Consider the following 17,418-nt stretch of genomic DNA (forward strand, 5'->3'; position numbering starts at 1 on the left):
GCGTCACTTTCGTGCCGCCCGTGATAGGTCCTTGGTTGGCAGCGAGCCCCATAAGGGCCGGAGGCGACGCGGCTGCCATGTTGGAGCTCTGGGAGGTGATCACGGCGCCTCCGTGCAAGAGCGGATGAATACAGTCGACAACTGCTGCGTCGGGCGTGGAGCGCCCGGGCGCGAGTGGATGCCTACGCCCGGGCTTCTTTCAATGTCCGGCCCGGTGGTCAATCGGGTGCCGGGAATGCCGAATCAGATGCCCGGTCCGCCTAGGTAGGTGAAGCCACCCACCTCCGTGGCGCTGCCGCCGGTGGTGGTGACGACAACGTCAACTGCGCCTGCACTGCCGGGCGGGGTGATCGCGATCACGCTGGTGCTGTTGGCCGCGGTGAACGGCGCAGGTGCGCCGTCGAAGGTGATCGACTGGGTGGTGGACAGGTTGGTGCCGGTGATAGTCACTGCGGTGCCGCCGTCGTCCGATCCGGAGTTGGGGGACAGCGTGGTGACCGTGGGCGTGTCCACGTAGGTGTAGGACAGGCCGTTGTTGGTGCCGCCGGCTGTGGTGACGCTCACGCTGACCGTTCCGGGCCCGGCCCCGGTCGGGACGGCGACGCTGAGCTGGTTGTCGGAGATCACGGTCGGGGTCGCGGCGTTGGCCCCGAAGTTGACGGTAGACGCTGTGAACAGCCCGGTACCGTTGATGGTGACTGTGTTCCCGCCCGCGGTGGGCCCGGAGGTGGCGCCCAGCGCGCTCTTGAACGGGGCGCCGATGTAGAAGAACGACAGCGGGTTGCTGGTGCCGCCCGATGTGGTCACGGTGACGTCGACCACGCCGGCCCCGGACGGGGAACCGACCGTGACCGACGTGGGCGTGTTGGCAGTGATGGTCGCCAGTTTGCTGCCGAATTTCACGGCACTGGCGTTGGCGAGGTTGACGCCGGTGATGGTGACGGTGGTCCCGCCACCAGTGGATCCCTGGTTCGGACTGATAGGCATGGCTGTACCTCCAGAAGAGGGCAACGCGTGCGATGGTTGGAGGAGTGTCTTGTCCCAGCGGCAGGGCATCGCCACTCCTCAGCAAGCGATGCACCCGCCCTGGACCTGGCACAGCACGGGGTGGGAAGCACTGTGGCGCGCATGCGCCCGGATCCTCCGCAGCCGATCGACCACATCGACTCGGTCAGGACATGCGCCCGGGCTTGGTCGCCCGCGACTGGGGCGCCCCTGGCTCAGGCCATCGGGATAGGGGTGGGGGGCAGGGAGACCGCTCGAGGGGCGGCCAACTCCTGACCTTGCTCGAGCGCGCCGCACCGGTGACGGGTCCTGTCCTGTGTGATTGCCGCCAGCTCAATCGCACTACGCAGCTTGGGCGAACGACGGACTGGCCATCGTTTGGCCTCGAAGAGGAAGGACGAACCTGCGGTTCCGGTACGCCTATTACCCCAGGTGAGCCAGCCCGTCCACAACCCCCCTGACGCCGCATCACACGAAGGGCGGAGTCCCTGCACATTCTTTCTTCCCGCCCAGAGGGTTTCACGGCTCGATGACGCAGTTCTGCGACGAATGGCGGGTCGCCCGCGCCGCCGACCTGCGCCGGGCGCGCGCGGCCGGTACCTCCAGAGCGGCATCGGCGCACTGCCCGCAGCGTTGCAGGACCTCTCGCCGCTGGTTGACACATCGTCGTCTGAGACGAGACGACGCAGAGGCCCCGGCGCGCCGCCGGGGTCCGGCGGGTCGGTCTCATCGAGTGCTGTGACCGAGAGCACCGCCGGGTCTGGCGCGCCCGCCGGCCCATCGCGACCGACGCCTACATGACAACAGCCTTCTGAGTGCGTCCGAGCAGTGCGTCAGCGCGATGCGTACTCAAGGTATAGGGAGTGGTCAGGAGTGGGCGCCCGTGGGGTTGCGGGGATGCTCACTCACCCGCCACTCTGCGCGTACCGCATACCACCGTCCGAGGGCAGGCATCAGGACACGTCACCAACCGACGACCCTCCGAAGAGGTCAGTAACGGAGTTCTACGTGGCGTCTGGCTGCTGGGCGGCCGAGCGCAGGCGCCTGGCCCGCTCGCCCGTAACCCACTTGACTGGGATCAGCACCGCCCACCACAGCTTCGCGCCGGTCGGGGAGACGAAGGCGAGCGGGACGGCGACGGCGAAGACCAGCACCGTCGACGCCAGATCGGCCACATCGTTGCGTGCGACGGGATCGGGCAGCGCCACGCTACCCAGCCACGGGCGCTTCCACAGAGCGACCGCCAGCGCGAGTTGTGTGGCGCCCATGGCCGCGACGGCGCCGGAGTAGACGGCCACCGACTCCGGCTCGTCCCCGTACTCGGCCAGCAGGGTGGTAGGGAAGGGCATCAGGGCGATCAGCGCCAGGCCCAGCAGCCCGAGCCTGATGACCATCGCATCCACCTTCTGCGTGTATCGGAAGATCTGGTGGTGGCCCCGCCAGAACGCCGCGATGACCAGAAAGCTGAGGGCGTACGCCCAGACGTTGGGCATCACATCCCCCAGCGCATTCTCGAAACCGGCGGGATCCAGCCCGGCGGGCAGCGTGATGTCCAGCGCCAGCAGCGTCATCGCAATGGCGAACACGCCGTCCGACAGCGCGAGGAGTCGGGCCGCGCTCCCCTCGTCGTCCCGCACTCGCTGGTGGCCACTCACAGCCCCTCACCTTAGGGTTGAATGCCCCGGAATGCTCGGATTGATCAACCCGACGGTGGCGCCTCCCGACGAAGCCCTGCGTTGCATCAGCCCGCTGCCATCTGCCGGGGACCACCTGAATCGTCGTCGACCCATGGCCGCGGCGTGGCCTGGCCCACATCAAAGCCCGGGCCGAACGGGCCGAAGCGAGCTGAGCCGGACGGCACACGGGACTGACGATGAATGATCGGTCCTGTGCCGGGCTCGCCGCCACTCCTTCACGGCGAGGAACGGCTGATCGGCGGCGAAGGAGCGGGATATGAGCGTAAGTGGCGTGCAGTTCACCGAGGAAATGGAGGTGCGTGCAGTCTTCCGGCGGTGTCAGGCTGCGCCGATGAACCGTGAACAGATGTCCGCGATCGCTCATGCCAATCATCCGATTAAGTCTCCCCTCGACGACGATTCGGTGCGCGAACTGCTCGAGCGCGGGATCTCCCAACCTGATGCGCGTGTGCTTGATCTCGGCTGCGGAGGGGGAGAGTGGCTCCTTCGCGCCCTGGCCACCAGCCCTCGATTGCGTGCCGAGGGCGTCGACATCTCTGAAGACGCGCTGGCACAAGCCCGTGACGCCGCGAGCAGCCTCGGCGTCCAAGAACGCCTGGTCCTCCACCACCAGGCAGCCGCCGACTTCGCCTCCGCGCACGCGTTCGACTTGGTGCTCAGCGTCGGGGCCACCCACGCCTTCGGCGGCCTGCTCCCCACTCTCGCGGCGGCACAAAAGCATCTGGCTCCGGGCGGAAGCGTCCTGGTCGGCGACGGATTCTGAGAGAAAGAGCCTTCCCCGGAAGCCGTTGAGATGCTCGGCGACCTCACCGACCTGGCGACCACCTTGGATCGCGTGACCGCAGACGGGTGGACGCCCGTCCACGGCCACGTCAGCACCCGTCGGGAGCTGGACGATTACGAGTGGGCATGCTGGGGGTCGATGGCGGCATGGGCCCTGGACCATCCTGATGATCCAGACAGTTCCGAAGTCCTCTCGACAGCCACCACCCGCCGCTCCGAATGGCTGCGTTCCTACCGGGACAGCTTTGGCTTCGTCTGCCTCGTCTTGCGCCAGACCTCCAGCTGACCTGGACCTGTCCCACTGCTCCGGCCTGGCCGTGATCCCACCTCTCGGCGGGCTCACGGCCACGTGAGACTGCCGCGGTCGGTCCAAGGGAAGGCGGGTCGGACCTCGGGCAGGCTGCTCAGCACCACCGACAGACTTGGAAGGTCAGGCCGAGCACCACGACCCGCGCTTCGGCGGCTCGATCAGCCGCGATGCGCACGGTGCGCCTCGCCGCGTGTCACCCTCACGCGCGCTCCGGGTGGCGCAGCCACGAGTAATGGGTTCTTTCTGGTTGCAGTGGTCCGTCCCGGTATCGGGTGTCCCACGGATGCGGAGAGGAAGCGAGCCGGCCGCCCATGGCGAGAAGAGATCAGGCGCTGCGTACTCCCCGGGCCGCGGGCTTGGTGGGCATCTTGTTCGCTCTGCTGCTCGGCGCCGCCATCATTCTGGTCCGCCTGACGTTGCCCGACCCGGATGGTGTGAGCGGCGACTGGTTCTCCGATGCCTCCCGGCGGCGCACGGTGCAGACGGCGCTGGGCCTCATCCCGTTCGCGGGCATTTTCTTCCTGTGGTTCATGGGCGCTGTACGCGCACGTATCGGGGATGCGGAGGACAAGTTCGTCGCCACTGTGTTCCTGGGCAGCGGTCTGCTCTTCGTGGCGACCCTCTTCGGCGCCGCGGCGGCAGCGGGAAGCCTGCTGGCCGCGGCGGGTGTGTCCGGGGCCGGTTCCGGGCCGCAACTGCAGTCGTTCGGCCAGCACTTCACCTACGGCCTTCTGACGACGTATTCGATGCGCATGGCAGCGGTGTTCGCCCTGACGACCTCCTCCATGGGGCACCGCCTCGGAGTCCTTCCCCGATGGCTGTCCATCCTGGGCTATCTCGTCGCGCTGACGCTGCTTTTCGTGACGGACAGCATCGCCTGGTCGGAGCTGGTCTTCCCGCTGTGGGCCCTGGTTCTCAGCCTGCACATCCTTGTGGCCGGTCTGCGCCGGCCGTCCGCATCGGCCTCCATGTCATGACGCGCTGTTCCCGGGCGATGCGGACCCATGACGCTTCTGGCCCGTCTGTGCTCGCGACAACACGACAACACCCGCAAGCTGAGGAACGGAACCACTGGAAGGGCGCACCTTGATGAGGCTTGTCGTCGATCTGAACCGCTGCCAGGGATATGCGCAGTGCGCGTTCCTCGCGCCCGATGTCTTCGCCATGCACGGCGACGAGGCACTGCTGTACAACCCGCAGGCCGACGCCGAGCAGAGGGAGCACATGGCGCGTGCCGTAGCCGCGTGCCCCGTCCAGGCCATCCTCGTGGAGGGCCTGGACGAAACGGCCGGTGCTCCCGCCGCGCATGGTGAGGAGGCATCCCGTGGACGGTGACCGCCAGCTGGAATGGTTGAGGCGCGAGGGACGGATCGTGATCGTCGGCGCGTCACTGGCCGGCCTGAGGGCCGCGGAGACGCTGCGGGAGGAGGGCTTCGCGGGTTCCCTCACGTTGATCGGCGACGAGCCGTACGAGCCGTACGACCGGCCGCCCCTGTCCAAGCAGGTCCTGCTGGGGAAGGCGGCCGCCGACCGCACCGCGCTTCCCCGGCGACGGGACCCGGACGCGCAGTGGCGCCTCGGGGTAGCGGCCACCGGTCTCGACATGGCGGCGAGGCGGGTGCAACTCGCCGACGGCGACGAGGTGGCGTACGACCGGCTGCTGATCGCGACCGGTGTGCGGGCCCGTCCGTGGCCGAACGAGAGCGAGGCGGAGCTCGACGGGGTCTTCGTCCTGCGCACCCGCGACGACGCGGCTCGGCTGCACAGCCGGCTCGCGCAGGGACCACGCCGGGTGGTCGTGATCGGCGCGGGATTCACCGGCTCGGAGATCGCCTCCGCCTGCCGGGAGCGGGGAATTGCGGTCACCGTCGCGGAACGCGCCGCCGCGCCCCTGGCCGGTGCCCTCGGCGGTGTGATCGGCGATGTGGCCGCACAGATGCAACGCGAACAGGGCGTGGACCTGCGCTGCGGTGTCATGGTCACCTCGCTGGAGGGTGACTCCGCAGGGCGCGTGCGCTCCGCCCACCTGTCCGACGGCGCCGCGGTCGAGGCGGACATCGTGGTCGTCTCGCTCGGCGCGACCCGCAATACGGAATGGCTGGCTGGATCCGGACTGGGTGCGGGCCCCCGTGGCATCGCGTGCGACGCGGGATGCCGGGCCTTCGACATCCGGGGCATCGTGACCGATGACGTCTTCGTCGCCGGCGACGTGGCGAGGTCCCCGCACCCGCTGTTCGGGTACCAGTTCCTGTCCCTGGAGCACTGGGGCAACGCCGTCTCGCAGGCCGAGATCGCCGCGCACAACATGGTCAGCGCCGGCGCGGACCGCCGCCCGCACATGTGGGTGCCTGCCTTCTGGTCGTCCCAGTTCGGGGTGAACATCAAGTCGGTCGGGGTGCCGTCCATGGGCGAGGAGATCCTCATCAGCCAGGGTGCACTGGCGGAGCGCAGGTTCACGGGAGTGTACGGACACCAGGGACGCGTCATCGGCGCCGTCACCTTCGACAACTCGCGGTGGCTGCCGTTCTACGAGCGGCTGATCGAGTCGACCGCGCCGTTCCCGCCGCCGTTCCCGACCCTGGACAGGCGCTCCGACGGGCAGCGCCCGCTCCCGGCCGATTTCCCCGACCCCTCCGTGCCCACCCACGGTCCGACCGTCACCCTCAGTGGCTACTCGCCCGCCGACCGGCGGTTGGTCTTCACCCCCGGCCGATGACGACCGCGGGCCGTCCGACGACTGCGGGCCGTCCGACGGCGGCCCCTCCTGTCCGGGTCCGTCCGGGGCCGGACCGCGCCACCACCCGAACCGTCTCCGGCAACGACTCCACGGCCGGCGCCCACGCCCTCAAGGACCTGTCATGACGTCACTCCTGCGGCAGATTACCGACTATTCCAACCGCGCCAACCCCTACCCTCTCTACGCGGAGCTCCGAAAGACGCCGGTGGCCCACGACGAAGACGGCCCGTACGTCATCAGCACCTACCACGACATCCACAGCCTGCTGCACGATCCGCGGATCAGCTCCGAGGCCCGCAATCTCGCCGCGCCGGTGGCCGACGAGTTGCAGCAGTCGCAGGAGGAGACGAGCCTGCCGCCCGGCTTCCTGCGGCTCGACCCCCCTGAGCATGACCGGCTGCGCCGTATGACCAACCGCCCCTTCGGGCCGCCGCACAGCCCCCGGCGCGTCGAGGGCATGCGCGCGGAACTCGGTGAGATCGTCTCCGGTCTCATCGACGGTCTCGCGAACGGGGGCCGCATCGACTTGGTCGACCAGTTCTCCTACCCCTTCCCCGTGACGGTGATCTGCCGACTGCTCGGGGTGCCGCGTGAGGACGAGCCACGCTTCCACACCTGGGCCGACACCCTCGCCGCCAGCCTGGATCCCGCCCCGAGCGAGGACCTCGCCGAGCGGGACCGCATCGCGAAGGAGGCTCGGACGCAACTGGGCATGTACCTGGCCGGGCTGATCGAGGAGCGGCGCAAGGCCCCGAGTGACGACATGCTCTCCGCGCTGGTCAACGGCGGTGGACCGGACGGAGCCATGTCGACGATGGAGGTGCTCAGCACCGCGGCCCTGCTGCTGATCGCAGGCCATGAGACGACGGTCAACCTGATCACCAACGGGATGCTCACCCTGCTGCGCCACCCCGATGTCCTGCAGCGCCTGCGGGACGAGCCGCGCCTGGCCGTGCCGATCGTGGAGGAGCTGCTGCGTTACGAACCGCCGGTGCAGCTGCTGCCGCAGCGCACACCGATCGCCGACATTGAGGTCCGCGGTGTCACCATCCCCAAGGGATCGTCGTTGTGGCTGGTTCTGGCCTCGGGCAACCGTGACCCGCAACGCTTCGAGGACCCCGATCGCTTCGACCCGGACCGGAAGGACATCCAGCACCTGGGACTCGGCAGCGGTATCCACAGCTGCTTCGGCGCGCCGCTCGCTCGCCTCGAGGCGCAGATCGCCCTGTCCGAGCTCGCCCGCAGGCTCGACAGTCCCCGCCTGGTGGAAGATCCTCCGCCCTACCGCCAGAACGCCGTCCTGCGGGGACCCCGCCATCTGAACATCGAGTTCGACAGCCTGCGCGCCTAGTGTCCGGGAGTACCGGCAGTTCTCGGCCCGGGCGTCGCCCGGAAGGGCTCGGCAGGGGTCAGCCGGCGTTGGCCGGCACGTGCGCCTGCTGCGCCGCGGGCGCCTTGCCCGCCTCGACGACCCGTGGGCCGTGCTGTCCGCGCAGTCCGAGCCAGCTGATCAGCGCGACCAGTGCGAAGGCGACGGCCCCGATGCCGAAGGTGAGGGTGAACCCGGATTCGGCGGGCAGCGGCGGCACACCTGCCGGCAGGTGCTCGATGGTCTTGGAGGCCAGGATCGTGGTGACGATGGCACTGCCGATCGCGCTGCCGGTGGAGCGGGAGATCGAGTTGATGCCGTTGGCGATGCCGCTCTGGTGGTGCGGAACGCTCGCCATGATGACGGCGGGCATGGCGGCGTAGCCGAAGCTCACGGCCGCGCCGACGATGAGGCCGGCGCCGATCACCGAGGTGGTGTGGGCGTGGTCGAGGGCCAGCCAGCCGAAGCCGACGGCTCCGAATGCCGCGGCCATGCCGAGCACGTACCGGGGGCCGCGGTGGCGGACCAGCCGGCCGCCGACGGGCGAGGCGAGCAGCGAGACAATCGCGCCGGGCAGCAGGAACTCGACGGACGCGCGCAGGATGGAGGCGTCGAAGCCGAAGCCGGTGAGCGCCTTGGGCAGCTGCACGAGGTAGGAGACACCGAGGAAGTTCGCGAACATGCCGAAGCCGACGAGGATGCCGGCCAGGTTGGCCATGAGGACCGGGCGGTGGACGAACATTCCCATGTCGACGAGCGGCTCGCGCACCTTGCGCTCGACCAGCACCCAGACGGCGGTCATGACGGCCGCGCCGGCGAAGCTGCCCAGCGTACGGCCGGAGGTCCAGCCCCACTCGTGGCCCTGGGAGATCGGCAGCAGGAGCAGCAGTAGAGCGATGCCGAGGGTCAGCGCGCCGAGGAAGTCGGTGCGGCCGCCGGTCTTGTGCCGGGTCGCTGGGACCAGGAAGACGACGGCGAGCAGGGCGAGGACCGCGAAGCCGGTCGCCATCCAGAAGGCGTTGCGGTAGTCGGCGTCGTCGCCGGAGGTGAGCAGACCGGTGGCGACGAGTGCGAGCCCGCTGCCGAACGCGAGCGTGCCGCTGACCAGTGCCATGGCGCCGGGCAGCTTCTGCGGCCGGACCTCTTCACGCAGGACGGAAAGGGCCAGGGGGAAGATCGCGGTGGCGGCGCCCTGGAGCACCCGGCCCAGGATCAGCAGCGGCAGCGAGCTCGCGACCGCGGCGATGACGGAGCCCGCGACCATGACGCCGAGGACGGCCACGAGGGTGGGCTTCTTGCCGTGCTGGTCGCCGAAGCGGCCGAGCAGCGGGGTGAAGACGGCGGCGGACAGCAGGGTGGCGGTGGTCACCCAGCTGACGTTGGCGGTCGAGGTGCCGAGGTCGTTGCGGATCAGGCCCAGGATCGGGACCGGCAGGGTCTGCATCATCGACACGACCATGGCGGCAAGGCTGAGAGCGAAGACGATGACCGTCTCGTTCCTGTGCCGGGCGTCAGTGACGGGTGCGGGTGCGGCGGTGCTCATGGGAGTGGGGACCTTCTCAATGCTTCAGATCACAGATGTTTGATGACATCAAGTACTTCGCAGACGGTAGACCTTAATGGTTAAGGTGGTCAAGTAAATAATTGAGAATATGAAGCATCTTGAGTACGCTCCAACCATGAGCGCCACCGCCCCGCAAGCCCCCACCAAGCTCCAGCTGCTGGAGCTGCTCGCCGCCATCGGCACCGCCCAGTGGCGTGATTTCGCGGCCGCCGCCGCCCACCACGGCCTCACCTCCACCCAGGCCAAGGTCCTCGCCCAGCTCGGCGGCCCGCTGCCGATGCGCGGCCTCGCCGCCCTGCTGGTGTGCGACGCGTCGAACGTCACCGGGATCGTGGACCGCCTGGAGGCCCGCGAGCTGGTCCGCCGTGAAGCCGACCCCGCAGACCGCCGCGTGAAGAACGTCGTCGCGACCGACGCGGGCCGCGAGATCATCCGCCGCGTACGCGAGGAGATGCAGGAGACGCACGGCGCCCTCGACGCCCTGGACGAAGCCGAGAGCGCGACGCTCTACGCGCTGCTGGAACGCCTGCGACCGATGATGGAGAAGGACGCCTGACGGCCCCTTGGCCTGGGCGCTCTCCCTGAGGTGCGCGAGTTCGTCAACACCGGAGCCGGCCGCCTTTCAGCGCAATCGCCTCGGGAGTTGAGGAACTTCGGGACGAAACCTGGCGCTAAGGATCTGTCGTCCCTGGTGGCCGGCTGACGGGGCGTCGGCTCCGGGACCGGTCCGAAGTCGTCCCACAGATAACGCCCTGCTATCTGCGGGAACTTGATTCACCACCGCGGAGATGTTCTCCGGCACCGTGCCGGAGGTGCCGCGCGCGGCCAGGTAGCCATGAGCAGCGGTCCTACTTCGGGCTTTCTTGGCCGCCCGGCCGCCTGGAGTACGTCGCGCGTACACCCGCTGTACGGACGACTTCGGCAGCGTGCGGGCATGAACGGAGAGCGACCGTCGTCCGTGGACGAGCTCATGGCACTGCTGGCCGACTGCGAGGACGCCTGGGACACCCCAGACCGCTCAGGCGATCCGGTGGACATCCTCGACCATGGCCTCCAGGTTGCGGCGGTCCTCGCCGAGCGCCACCCCGACGACGAGGAGCTGCAGGTCGCCGGGCTCGTCCACGACATCGGCCACCACCTGCTGCCCGGCGACGAGGCCGGCCACGGCGAGCGCGCCGCGGCGGCCGTCGCCGGCCTCCTCGGTGCTCGGGTCGCCCGCCTGGTCGCGCTCCACATCCCCGCCAAGCGCTATCTGGCCGCCACCGACGCGCACCTCGCGTTGTCCCCGGGAAGCGCCCGCACCCTCGGCTGCCAGGGCGGCGCCATGACGTCAGAGGAAGCCGCCGTCTTCGAGACAGACCCTGACTTCACGGCGGCGGTCTCGCTGCGCCGCGCCGACGACGCGGGCAAAGTCGTGGGCCTGCGCGTGCTGGATCTGGACTGCTGGCGGCCCGTGGTGGAGCGCGTGGCCGCAGCAGCGGCGCGAGCCGGGGCCGTGTAGGGCTCAGGTCCAGCGCGTCGTCCACCGCCCGCGCCGTCAGACAGACGGCGGAGGCCAGCAACGTCGCCAGACGCCGGGCGTCTCCTTGGCGCCGCAGGGGCGTCGCCTGGCCGTCCACGCCGTACCGGGACAGCTCCGCCATCCTCCGCGGCGGCATCCCGAGGCGTCCACCTCGCCCATCCCCAGAGCGGCGATCTCCTCCACCCGCTGAAGCGACCACTTCATCTGCGGGCCCGAGTTCCGCACCGGGCCCCGGCGCAACCGGTCCAGCTCCGACACCCTGGCCCCGACGGCACCGTCAGCAAGGAGTCCAGCACGGCCCGCTGCCCAGCATTCAGCAGCCCGCACAGCGTGTCCCACAGCCGCTGGCTCGCGGCTCCGGCGGGTCCCAGGCAGGGTCGCCGTGACCTGCGATCGCTACCTCGGAGACGTGAGCCAGGGTTCCGAGAGGTCGTGGTAGGTGACGTTCTGCGTGAGGGACATCATTTGGTCGAATTCCTCTCTCATCTCGGCCGGTGGTTCCTTCTGCTCTCCCTCGCGAGCGGCCTTCTCCGAGGTGAAGTAGACCGCCTCGGTGAACCCACCGTCGCCGTGCAGCGCTACGGTGCCGCCGATCAGGTCCGGCCGGAACGCGGCAAGACGTCCTTCGTCGGTCGCGTCGTACATCTCACGGAGGCGAGTGGGATCGGAGACCCGCCCCTGGATGATCTGGACGAAGCCGGCGTCGTCCGAGCCGCCCCGCAGGTACGACAGGACTTCACGACAGTTGTGGAACGTGACCTCGCCGGTGAAGAGCTTCGAAGTCTCCGACCACCACGCGCTTTGCTCCGGCCGGTCGCTGTTGCGCTGCGCCGCTTCCGCCGACTCGAAGCGGACCACTCCCACGAATGTGCCGTCACCGGTCACACCCCCTGTGGAGCCGAGCCAGCCGGTGGCGCCCGCAGCAATGTCCGCCTGCCATCGGTCGAGCCGGGCTCGTAGCGCCGCGGCGTCGCTGACGTGGCCCTGGATGACCTGGATGAACATGAGTGCTCCTCGTGCAGGTTGCCAAGCCGATGGAGCCACCGGCTCCTGTACCCGACGCTAGGGTGATCAGACCGGTCCGGCGAGCCGTGAGGTGAACACCAGGCCGATCAGCCGTAGCGTCCGCGGTCCTGCATGCGACGCTGAGCCAGCTACCTGAGGTCCAGACCCAGAATCGGCTCGTGCCGGCTCTTGCCACTCCCTCAGCGTCCGCGCGTGGATCGGCTGTCTGCCAGCCGGTCAGCCCCGCATCGACCAATCCCGCCCGACAAATCAGGGGCGCGGTCCTTTTGCTTGCGCTTGTCGCGATGATGATCGGCTGAACCCGGCTGAGGCTGTTCGCCCTCGGAATGTTCTGCCCGTACTGACTCTCGGGACCCTGTAGCCCGACCGTGTGACATGCCCAGCCGAAATACGGCTGTGTGGCGCGCCGGTCCGTCCCGCTCACGACGCAGGGTGCTTTCGTCTGTGCGCAGGCTGGCGACTGCTCCTGTGGGCCCGTCCTGGCGGACAGTCCGAGGCCCAACCTCCCCCTCACGCATCGCCTGTCGGCGTTCTTCACGTGGGCGGGCGGGCCGTTCGAAAACGCCTAAGGAGAGCTCGTGGCAACTGGAGTCGACGAGAGCCGCGGAATCACATCCGCGCAGCTGCTCAGGGGCCAGAAGGCGCTGGTGACCGGCGCCAATTCGGGTATCGGCCTGGCGACTGCCGTTGCCCTTGGCCGGGCCGGAGCGGACGTTGTGGTGAACTACGTCGCCGGCGCGGACGAGGCCGAGAAGGTCGTGGCGCAGATCAAGGACTTCGGGGTGCGGGCCTATGCCCACGAGGCCGACGTGTCCGACGAGGACCAGGTGGTCGCCATGGTCGCCCGGATGGTCGAGGAGTTCGGAACCATCGACATCATGGTGGCCAACGCGGGCCTCCAGCGGGACTCGGCCCTGACGGAGATGACGCTCGCCCAGTGGCAAAAGGTCATTGATGTCAACCTGACCGGCCAGTTCCTCTGCGCTCGGGAAGCCGCCAAGGAGTTCATGCGGCGCGGCGTGGTGGAGGAGGTGTCCCGGTCGGCCGGGAAGATCATCTGCATGAGCTCGGTCCACCAGATCGTCCCGTGGGCGGGGCATGTGAACTACGCCTCCTCCAAGGGCGGTGTGGGGATGCTGATGCAGACTCTCGCCCAGGAGCTGGCCCCCCATCGGATCAGGGTCAACGCGGTTGCACCTGGCGCGATCCGCACGCCGATCAATCGCGACGCCTGGTCAACCCCCGAGGCCGAGGCCGACCTCCTGCGGCTGATTCCGTACCGCCGCGTGGGTGACCCGGACGACATCGCCAACGCCGTCGTCGCCGTGTCCTCGGACCTGCTCGACTACGTCGTCGGCGCCACGCTCTACGTCGACGGTGGGATGACGCTCTTCCCCGGCTTCGCCACCGGAGGCTGATCCCCTGTGCAAGACCATGTGACGCCCCGCCGGGTGGTGATCCTCGGCGGGGGGTTCGCCGGGTTGTTCGCTGCTCGCGCGCTGCGGCGGTCACCGGTCGCGGTGACCGTGGTCGACCGCCGCGCCCACCACCTCTTCCAACCGCTGCTGTACCAGTGCGCCGCCGGGATTCTGTCCGAAGGCCAGATCGCGCAACCGCTGCGTGCGGTCCTTCGGCGCCACCACAACGTGAGCTGCCTTCTCGCCGAGGCCACGGACGTGGATGTCAAGGCCCGGCTGGTCCACGCCAGTCGGCCCGACGGCGAAGCAGTGTCCCTCCCGTACGACGATCTGATTGTCGCGGTCGGCATGCGTCAGTCCTACTTCGGGCACGACGAGTTCGCCGAGTACGCGCCCGGCATGAAGACCCTGGAGGACGCACTGGGCATTCGCCGGCGGCTCTATCAGGCGTTCGAGATGGCCGAAACGGCCGCGGACGCCAAGGAGCGGCAGCAGTGGCTCACCTTCGCGCTCGTCGGTGGCGGGCCGACCGGTGTCGAGCTCGCCGGACAGATCCGGGAGATCGCCGGCCATACACTCGACCGGGAGTTCCATTCGATCGACTCCGCCCAGGCCCGGGTGATGGTCTTCGAGGGGGCCGACGAGGTGCTTGGCGCGTTCGGCCACCCACTGGCCCGCCGTGCCGCCCGAACCCTGCAGGGCCTCGGCGTTGAGCTCCACCTGGGCACCAAGGTGACCGATGTCGACGCGCACGGCCTGACAGTACAAGATCGTGACGGTGCGACGACCCGGTTCGATGCCCGTACTGTGCTGTGGACGGCGGGGGTCGAGGCGCCGCCGATCGCCGCCGCGCTGGCCCGGGCAACCGGCGCCGAACAGGACCGGGCCGGACGCATCGCCGTCGAACCCGACCTCACCGTCGCCGGCCATCCGGAGATCCGAGTCACGGGCGACGTGATGAGCCTGAACCGGCTGCCGGGACTGGCCGAGGTTGCCATGCAGTCGGGCGCATACGCGGGCCGGATGGTGCGTCACGCAGTCGAGGGCAGGACGAAGCAGCCGAAGCCCTTCAAGTACTGGGACTTCGGCAGTGCCGCCTACATCTCCCGCGGCCGGGCCGTCGTCAAGGCAGGCCCGCTGCACCTGTCGGGCTTCCCCGGCTGGCTGGTCTGGCTCTTCATCCATCTGGCCTTCCTCACCGGATTCCGCAGCAGGCTGGGAGCGGTGCTCAGCTGGTCCGTCGCCTTCATCAGCAGCTCGCGACGCGAGCGCGCCTTCACCATGCCCGGGGCCGATGCGCCGGCCGGCCAGGCGCCCGGGCCGAAGGCGCCTTCGCCGCCTCTCTGACGTCGGCCCCCTTACGGCGGCCCCGCCCCCCCCTTTCCGGCCGCCGTCCCTCCGCATCCTGTCCCTCCTCAGCCCCCGCCGTCCGCGGGGCCGACCATTGAGGCACACATGCTCAGCACAGCGATCCATCTGGCGGCCACGCCGCCCCAACTGCTGCCGGCTCGTGAGCTGATGGCCTTCACTCTGGCTTCGCACATCCTGCTGGTCCCGTTCGGAGTGGCGCTGCCGTTCATCACGCTGCTGATGCATCACCGGGCTCTTCGCCGCAACGATCCCGTTGCCCTCAAGCTCGCCCGGCGCTGGTCTGCGGTGATGGCCGTCCAGTTCGCCATCGGCGTCGTCACCGGCACAGTGTTGTCGTTCGAGCTCGGCCTGTTGTGGCCCGGCATGATGGGGCGCTGGGGTGATGTGTTCGGGCTCGGCTTCGGCATCGAGGCGTGGGCGTTCTTCCTGGAAGCCGTCCTGATCGCGATCTACCTCTACGGCTGGCGCCGGCTGAAGCCCTGGACCCACTTCTGGCTGGGCGTACCGCTGCCGCTGGCTGCCCTGATGGGGGCGTTCGGAATCATCGCCGCCAACTCCTGGATGAACACACCGCAGGGGTTCAACCTCGACGCCCAGGGCAAGCCCGTCGACGTCGACGTGCAGCAGGCGATCTTCACACCGATGTTCGGCCCGGAGTACTGGCACTTCGTGGTCGCGATGCTCCTGACCGCCGGGTATGTGGTCGCCGGGGTGTACGCGGTGGGCTGGCTGCGCGGGCGCCGCGACCGCTACCACCGGCTCGGCTTCACGGTGCCGTTCACCGTTGCGGCCATCCTCACGCCGGTCCAGTTCATGCTCGGCGACTCCGCTGCTCGGGCCGTCTTCCACAAGCAGCCGATCAAGTTCGCCGCCATGGAGATCGTCTGGAAGACCGACACCCATGTGCCGGAGTACCTGTTCGGACGGCTCAACAGCGACGGGACGATCTCCGGTGGACTCAAGATCCCCCAGCTGGACTCGATCCTCGCCGGTTTCAAGCCGAGTACGCAGGTGACCGGACTGACCTCGGTGGCGGCGTCCGACCGGCCCACCGCCGTCCAGGCCACCATCGCCCACTGGGCTTTTGACATCATGGCCACTGTCGGCAGCGTGCTGATCCTGCTGGCGCTCTGGTACGGATGGTGCTGGCTGCGACATCGGGACCTTCCTCGCAGCCGCTGGTTCTTCCGCTGCGCCGCCATCGCGGGTGCCGCGTGCCTGGTCACCGTGGAGTGCGGCTGGATCACCACGGAGGTCGGCCGCCAGCCCTGGATCGTGTACAACCAGATGCGGGTCTCGGAGGCGGTGACCGCCACCAAGGCCGGATCGCTGTGGGCGATGCTCGGCATCGTCATCGTCGTGTACGTGGTCGTGTTGGGCGCGTTCCTCGCGGTCATCCTGAAGTTGCGCACCCGCTGGCGAATCGCCGACGAGGGCTCGGCAGCCGAGCGCGCCGTCCTGCCGCCGGAGGCCGAGACCCCCTACGGGCCCAGAAGCGAGCCTGAGCCCGCAGCCGTCGGGACCGCACCCCGTGACGGCTCCGACCGAACCCCTGGTGGTGCATCATGATGGCGGATCTCATTGCCTGGGTGATGGTGGTCGCAATCGCCGCGTATGCCTGCGGTGGGGGTACCGACTACGGCGCGGGATTCTGGGACCTCATGGCCGGGGGCGCGGAGCGCGGCAAGCGGCCCCGCTGGCTGATCGATCACGCGATGGCGCCGGTCTGGGAGGTCAACAACGTCTGGTTGATCTTCGTCTTCGTCGTCATGTGGACCGGCTTCCCGACGATGTTCCAGGCTGTCTTCGAGGCCATGTGGCTGCCGCTCGCGCTCGCGGCCGTCGGCCTGGTGCTCCGCGGCGCCGGGTTCGCCCTGCGCAAGCCGTCCCGCCGACTGGCTCAACGGCGGATCTACGGTGCGGCGTTCGCCATTTCATCGCTCCTCACGCCCTTCTTTCTCGGGGCGGTGCTCGGCGGCATTGCTGCCGGTCAGGTCGCGGTCGGGACCACCGCATCCGCGGACGCCTGGAGCAACCCGACCTCGGTCCTCACCGGTCTGCTGACCATCGCCGCCACCGCGTTCCTCGGGGCGGTGTTCCTGTGTGCCGATGCTCGACGGTTCGGTACGGAAGACCTCGTGGGCTACTTCCGTCTGCGGGCGCTGCTCGCTTTCGCCGCGATCGTCGTCCTGGCGCTCATCGCCCTGCCCGTCACCCATGACGACGCCCGGCATGTCTGGGAGGGCCTCACCCGGGGCCTGGGTCTGCTGATGATTGTGCTGGCAGCGGTGTGCGGTCTGGCCACGGTGCTGCTTCTGGTACGCCGGTCCTACGGCTGGACGCGCTACACCTCGGTGGCGAGCGTGGCGCTCACTGTCGGTGCTTGGGGCTTCGCGCAGCGGCCCTACCTTCTGCCCACCTCACTGACGGTGGCCGAGGCGGCCGGCGCCCCTCATACCCTGCGCTGGCTGGCGATCGTCACGGGCATTGCGATCGTGGTGGTCGGGCCGGCGCTGGTGCTGCTCTACCGGCTCGACACGCAGGGTGAGTTGGAGCCGCTCACCGACGCCGACACCGGGGCTGCCGCAGCGCCCGGGGACAACCTGTAGCGGAGCT

Annotated in this window: 14 protein-coding genes and 2 pseudogenes; 11 read left to right on the forward strand and 5 right to left on the reverse strand. The window is 69.1% G+C overall.

What is annotated here, in order from left to right; genetic code table 11:
* Window positions 1–243: 243 nt before the first annotated feature.
* Window positions 244–987 (reverse strand): IPT/TIG domain-containing protein, encoded by a 744-nt coding sequence (locus tag OG905_RS38045; RefSeq protein WP_328681726.1) that lies wholly within the window; start codon window positions 985–987, stop codon window positions 244–246.
* Window positions 988–2,009: 1,022 nt separating this feature from the next.
* Entirely contained in the window at window positions 2,010–2,660 is a 651-nt protein-coding gene (locus OG905_RS38050; RefSeq protein WP_328681727.1) for a TMEM175 family protein, read from the reverse strand.
* 373 nt (window positions 2,661–3,033) lie between these two features.
* Here OG905_RS38050 and OG905_RS38055 point away from each other — a divergent pair.
* From OG905_RS38055 to OG905_RS38075, 5 genes and pseudogenes are all read left to right on the forward strand, one after another.
* Window positions 3,034–3,771 (forward strand): annotated as a pseudogene (locus OG905_RS38055) (SAM-dependent methyltransferase).
* Between the two features lie 335 nt (window positions 3,772–4,106).
* Window positions 4,107–4,772 carry a hypothetical protein gene (locus OG905_RS38060; protein ID WP_328681729.1) on the forward strand — a complete coding sequence of 222 codons (666 nt, stop codon included), beginning with the start codon at window positions 4,107–4,109 and terminating at the stop codon, window positions 4,770–4,772.
* Between the two features lie 112 nt (window positions 4,773–4,884).
* Window positions 4,885–5,130, forward strand: a complete 246-nt coding sequence (locus tag OG905_RS38065; RefSeq protein WP_328681731.1) for a ferredoxin — start codon at window positions 4,885–4,887, stop codon at window positions 5,128–5,130.
* Window positions 5,102–6,511, forward strand: a complete 1,410-nt coding sequence (locus OG905_RS38070; protein ID WP_443044042.1) for an NAD(P)/FAD-dependent oxidoreductase — start codon at window positions 5,102–5,104, stop codon at window positions 6,509–6,511. The genes OG905_RS38065 and OG905_RS38070 overlap by 29 nt, the downstream gene beginning before the upstream one ends.
* 142 nt (window positions 6,512–6,653) lie before the next feature.
* The gene (locus tag OG905_RS38075) at window positions 6,654–7,883 is read left to right on the forward strand and encodes a cytochrome P450 (protein ID WP_328681735.1); all 1,230 of its coding nucleotides are present in this window, start codon (window positions 6,654–6,656) and stop codon (window positions 7,881–7,883) included.
* A gap of 58 nt (window positions 7,884–7,941) precedes the next feature.
* On the opposite strand, the gene OG905_RS38080 is transcribed toward OG905_RS38075, so the two are convergent.
* Window positions 7,942–9,444, reverse strand: coding sequence for an MFS transporter (locus OG905_RS38080; RefSeq protein WP_328681737.1), 1,503 nt, complete (start codon window positions 9,442–9,444; stop codon window positions 7,942–7,944).
* 136 nt (window positions 9,445–9,580) lie between these two features.
* On the opposite strand from OG905_RS38080, the gene OG905_RS38085 reads away from it, so the two are divergent.
* A complete protein-coding gene (locus OG905_RS38085; RefSeq protein WP_328681740.1) occupies window positions 9,581–10,021 on the forward strand; it encodes a MarR family winged helix-turn-helix transcriptional regulator in 441 nt (146 codons plus the stop codon).
* A gap of 378 nt (window positions 10,022–10,399) precedes the next feature.
* Complete coding sequence (locus OG905_RS38090) at window positions 10,400–10,966, forward strand: HD domain-containing protein (RefSeq protein WP_328681741.1); 567 nt, start codon at window positions 10,400–10,402, stop codon at window positions 10,964–10,966.
* Here OG905_RS38090 and OG905_RS39265 read toward each other — a convergent pair.
* Both OG905_RS39265 and OG905_RS38095 read right to left on the reverse strand, forming a co-directional pair.
* A pseudogene (locus OG905_RS39265) lies at window positions 10,967–11,343 on the reverse strand (Tn3 family transposase); the annotation flags it as partial.
* 40 nt (window positions 11,344–11,383) lie between these two features.
* Entirely contained in the window at window positions 11,384–11,992 is a 609-nt protein-coding gene (locus OG905_RS38095; RefSeq protein WP_328681742.1) for a hypothetical protein, read from the reverse strand.
* 599 nt (window positions 11,993–12,591) lie between these two features.
* On the opposite strand from OG905_RS38095, the gene OG905_RS38100 reads away from it, so the two are divergent.
* The 4 genes from OG905_RS38100 (at window position 12,592) to OG905_RS38115 (ending at window position 17,411) form a co-directional block, all read left to right on the forward strand.
* Window positions 12,592–13,431, forward strand: coding sequence for an SDR family oxidoreductase (locus OG905_RS38100; protein WP_328681743.1), 840 nt, complete (start codon window positions 12,592–12,594; stop codon window positions 13,429–13,431).
* 6 nt (window positions 13,432–13,437) lie between these two features.
* Complete coding sequence (locus tag OG905_RS38105; protein WP_328681745.1) at window positions 13,438–14,778, forward strand: NAD(P)/FAD-dependent oxidoreductase; 1,341 nt, start codon at window positions 13,438–13,440, stop codon at window positions 14,776–14,778.
* Between the two features lie 108 nt (window positions 14,779–14,886).
* On the forward strand, window positions 14,887–16,371 hold the full coding sequence (locus OG905_RS38110) for a cytochrome ubiquinol oxidase subunit I (protein ID WP_328681746.1): 1,485 nt from the start codon (window positions 14,887–14,889) through the stop codon (window positions 16,369–16,371).
* A complete protein-coding gene (locus tag OG905_RS38115) occupies window positions 16,368–17,411 on the forward strand; it encodes a cytochrome d ubiquinol oxidase subunit II (protein WP_328681747.1) in 1,044 nt (347 codons plus the stop codon). Before OG905_RS38110 ends, OG905_RS38115 begins: the two co-directional genes overlap by 4 nt.
* Window positions 17,412–17,418: the final 7 nt, after the last annotated feature.

Origin of the sequence: Streptomyces sp. NBC_00322 (assembly GCF_036147535.1) — a bacterium.
Classification (GTDB): Bacteria; Actinomycetota; Actinomycetes; order Streptomycetales; family Streptomycetaceae; genus Streptomyces.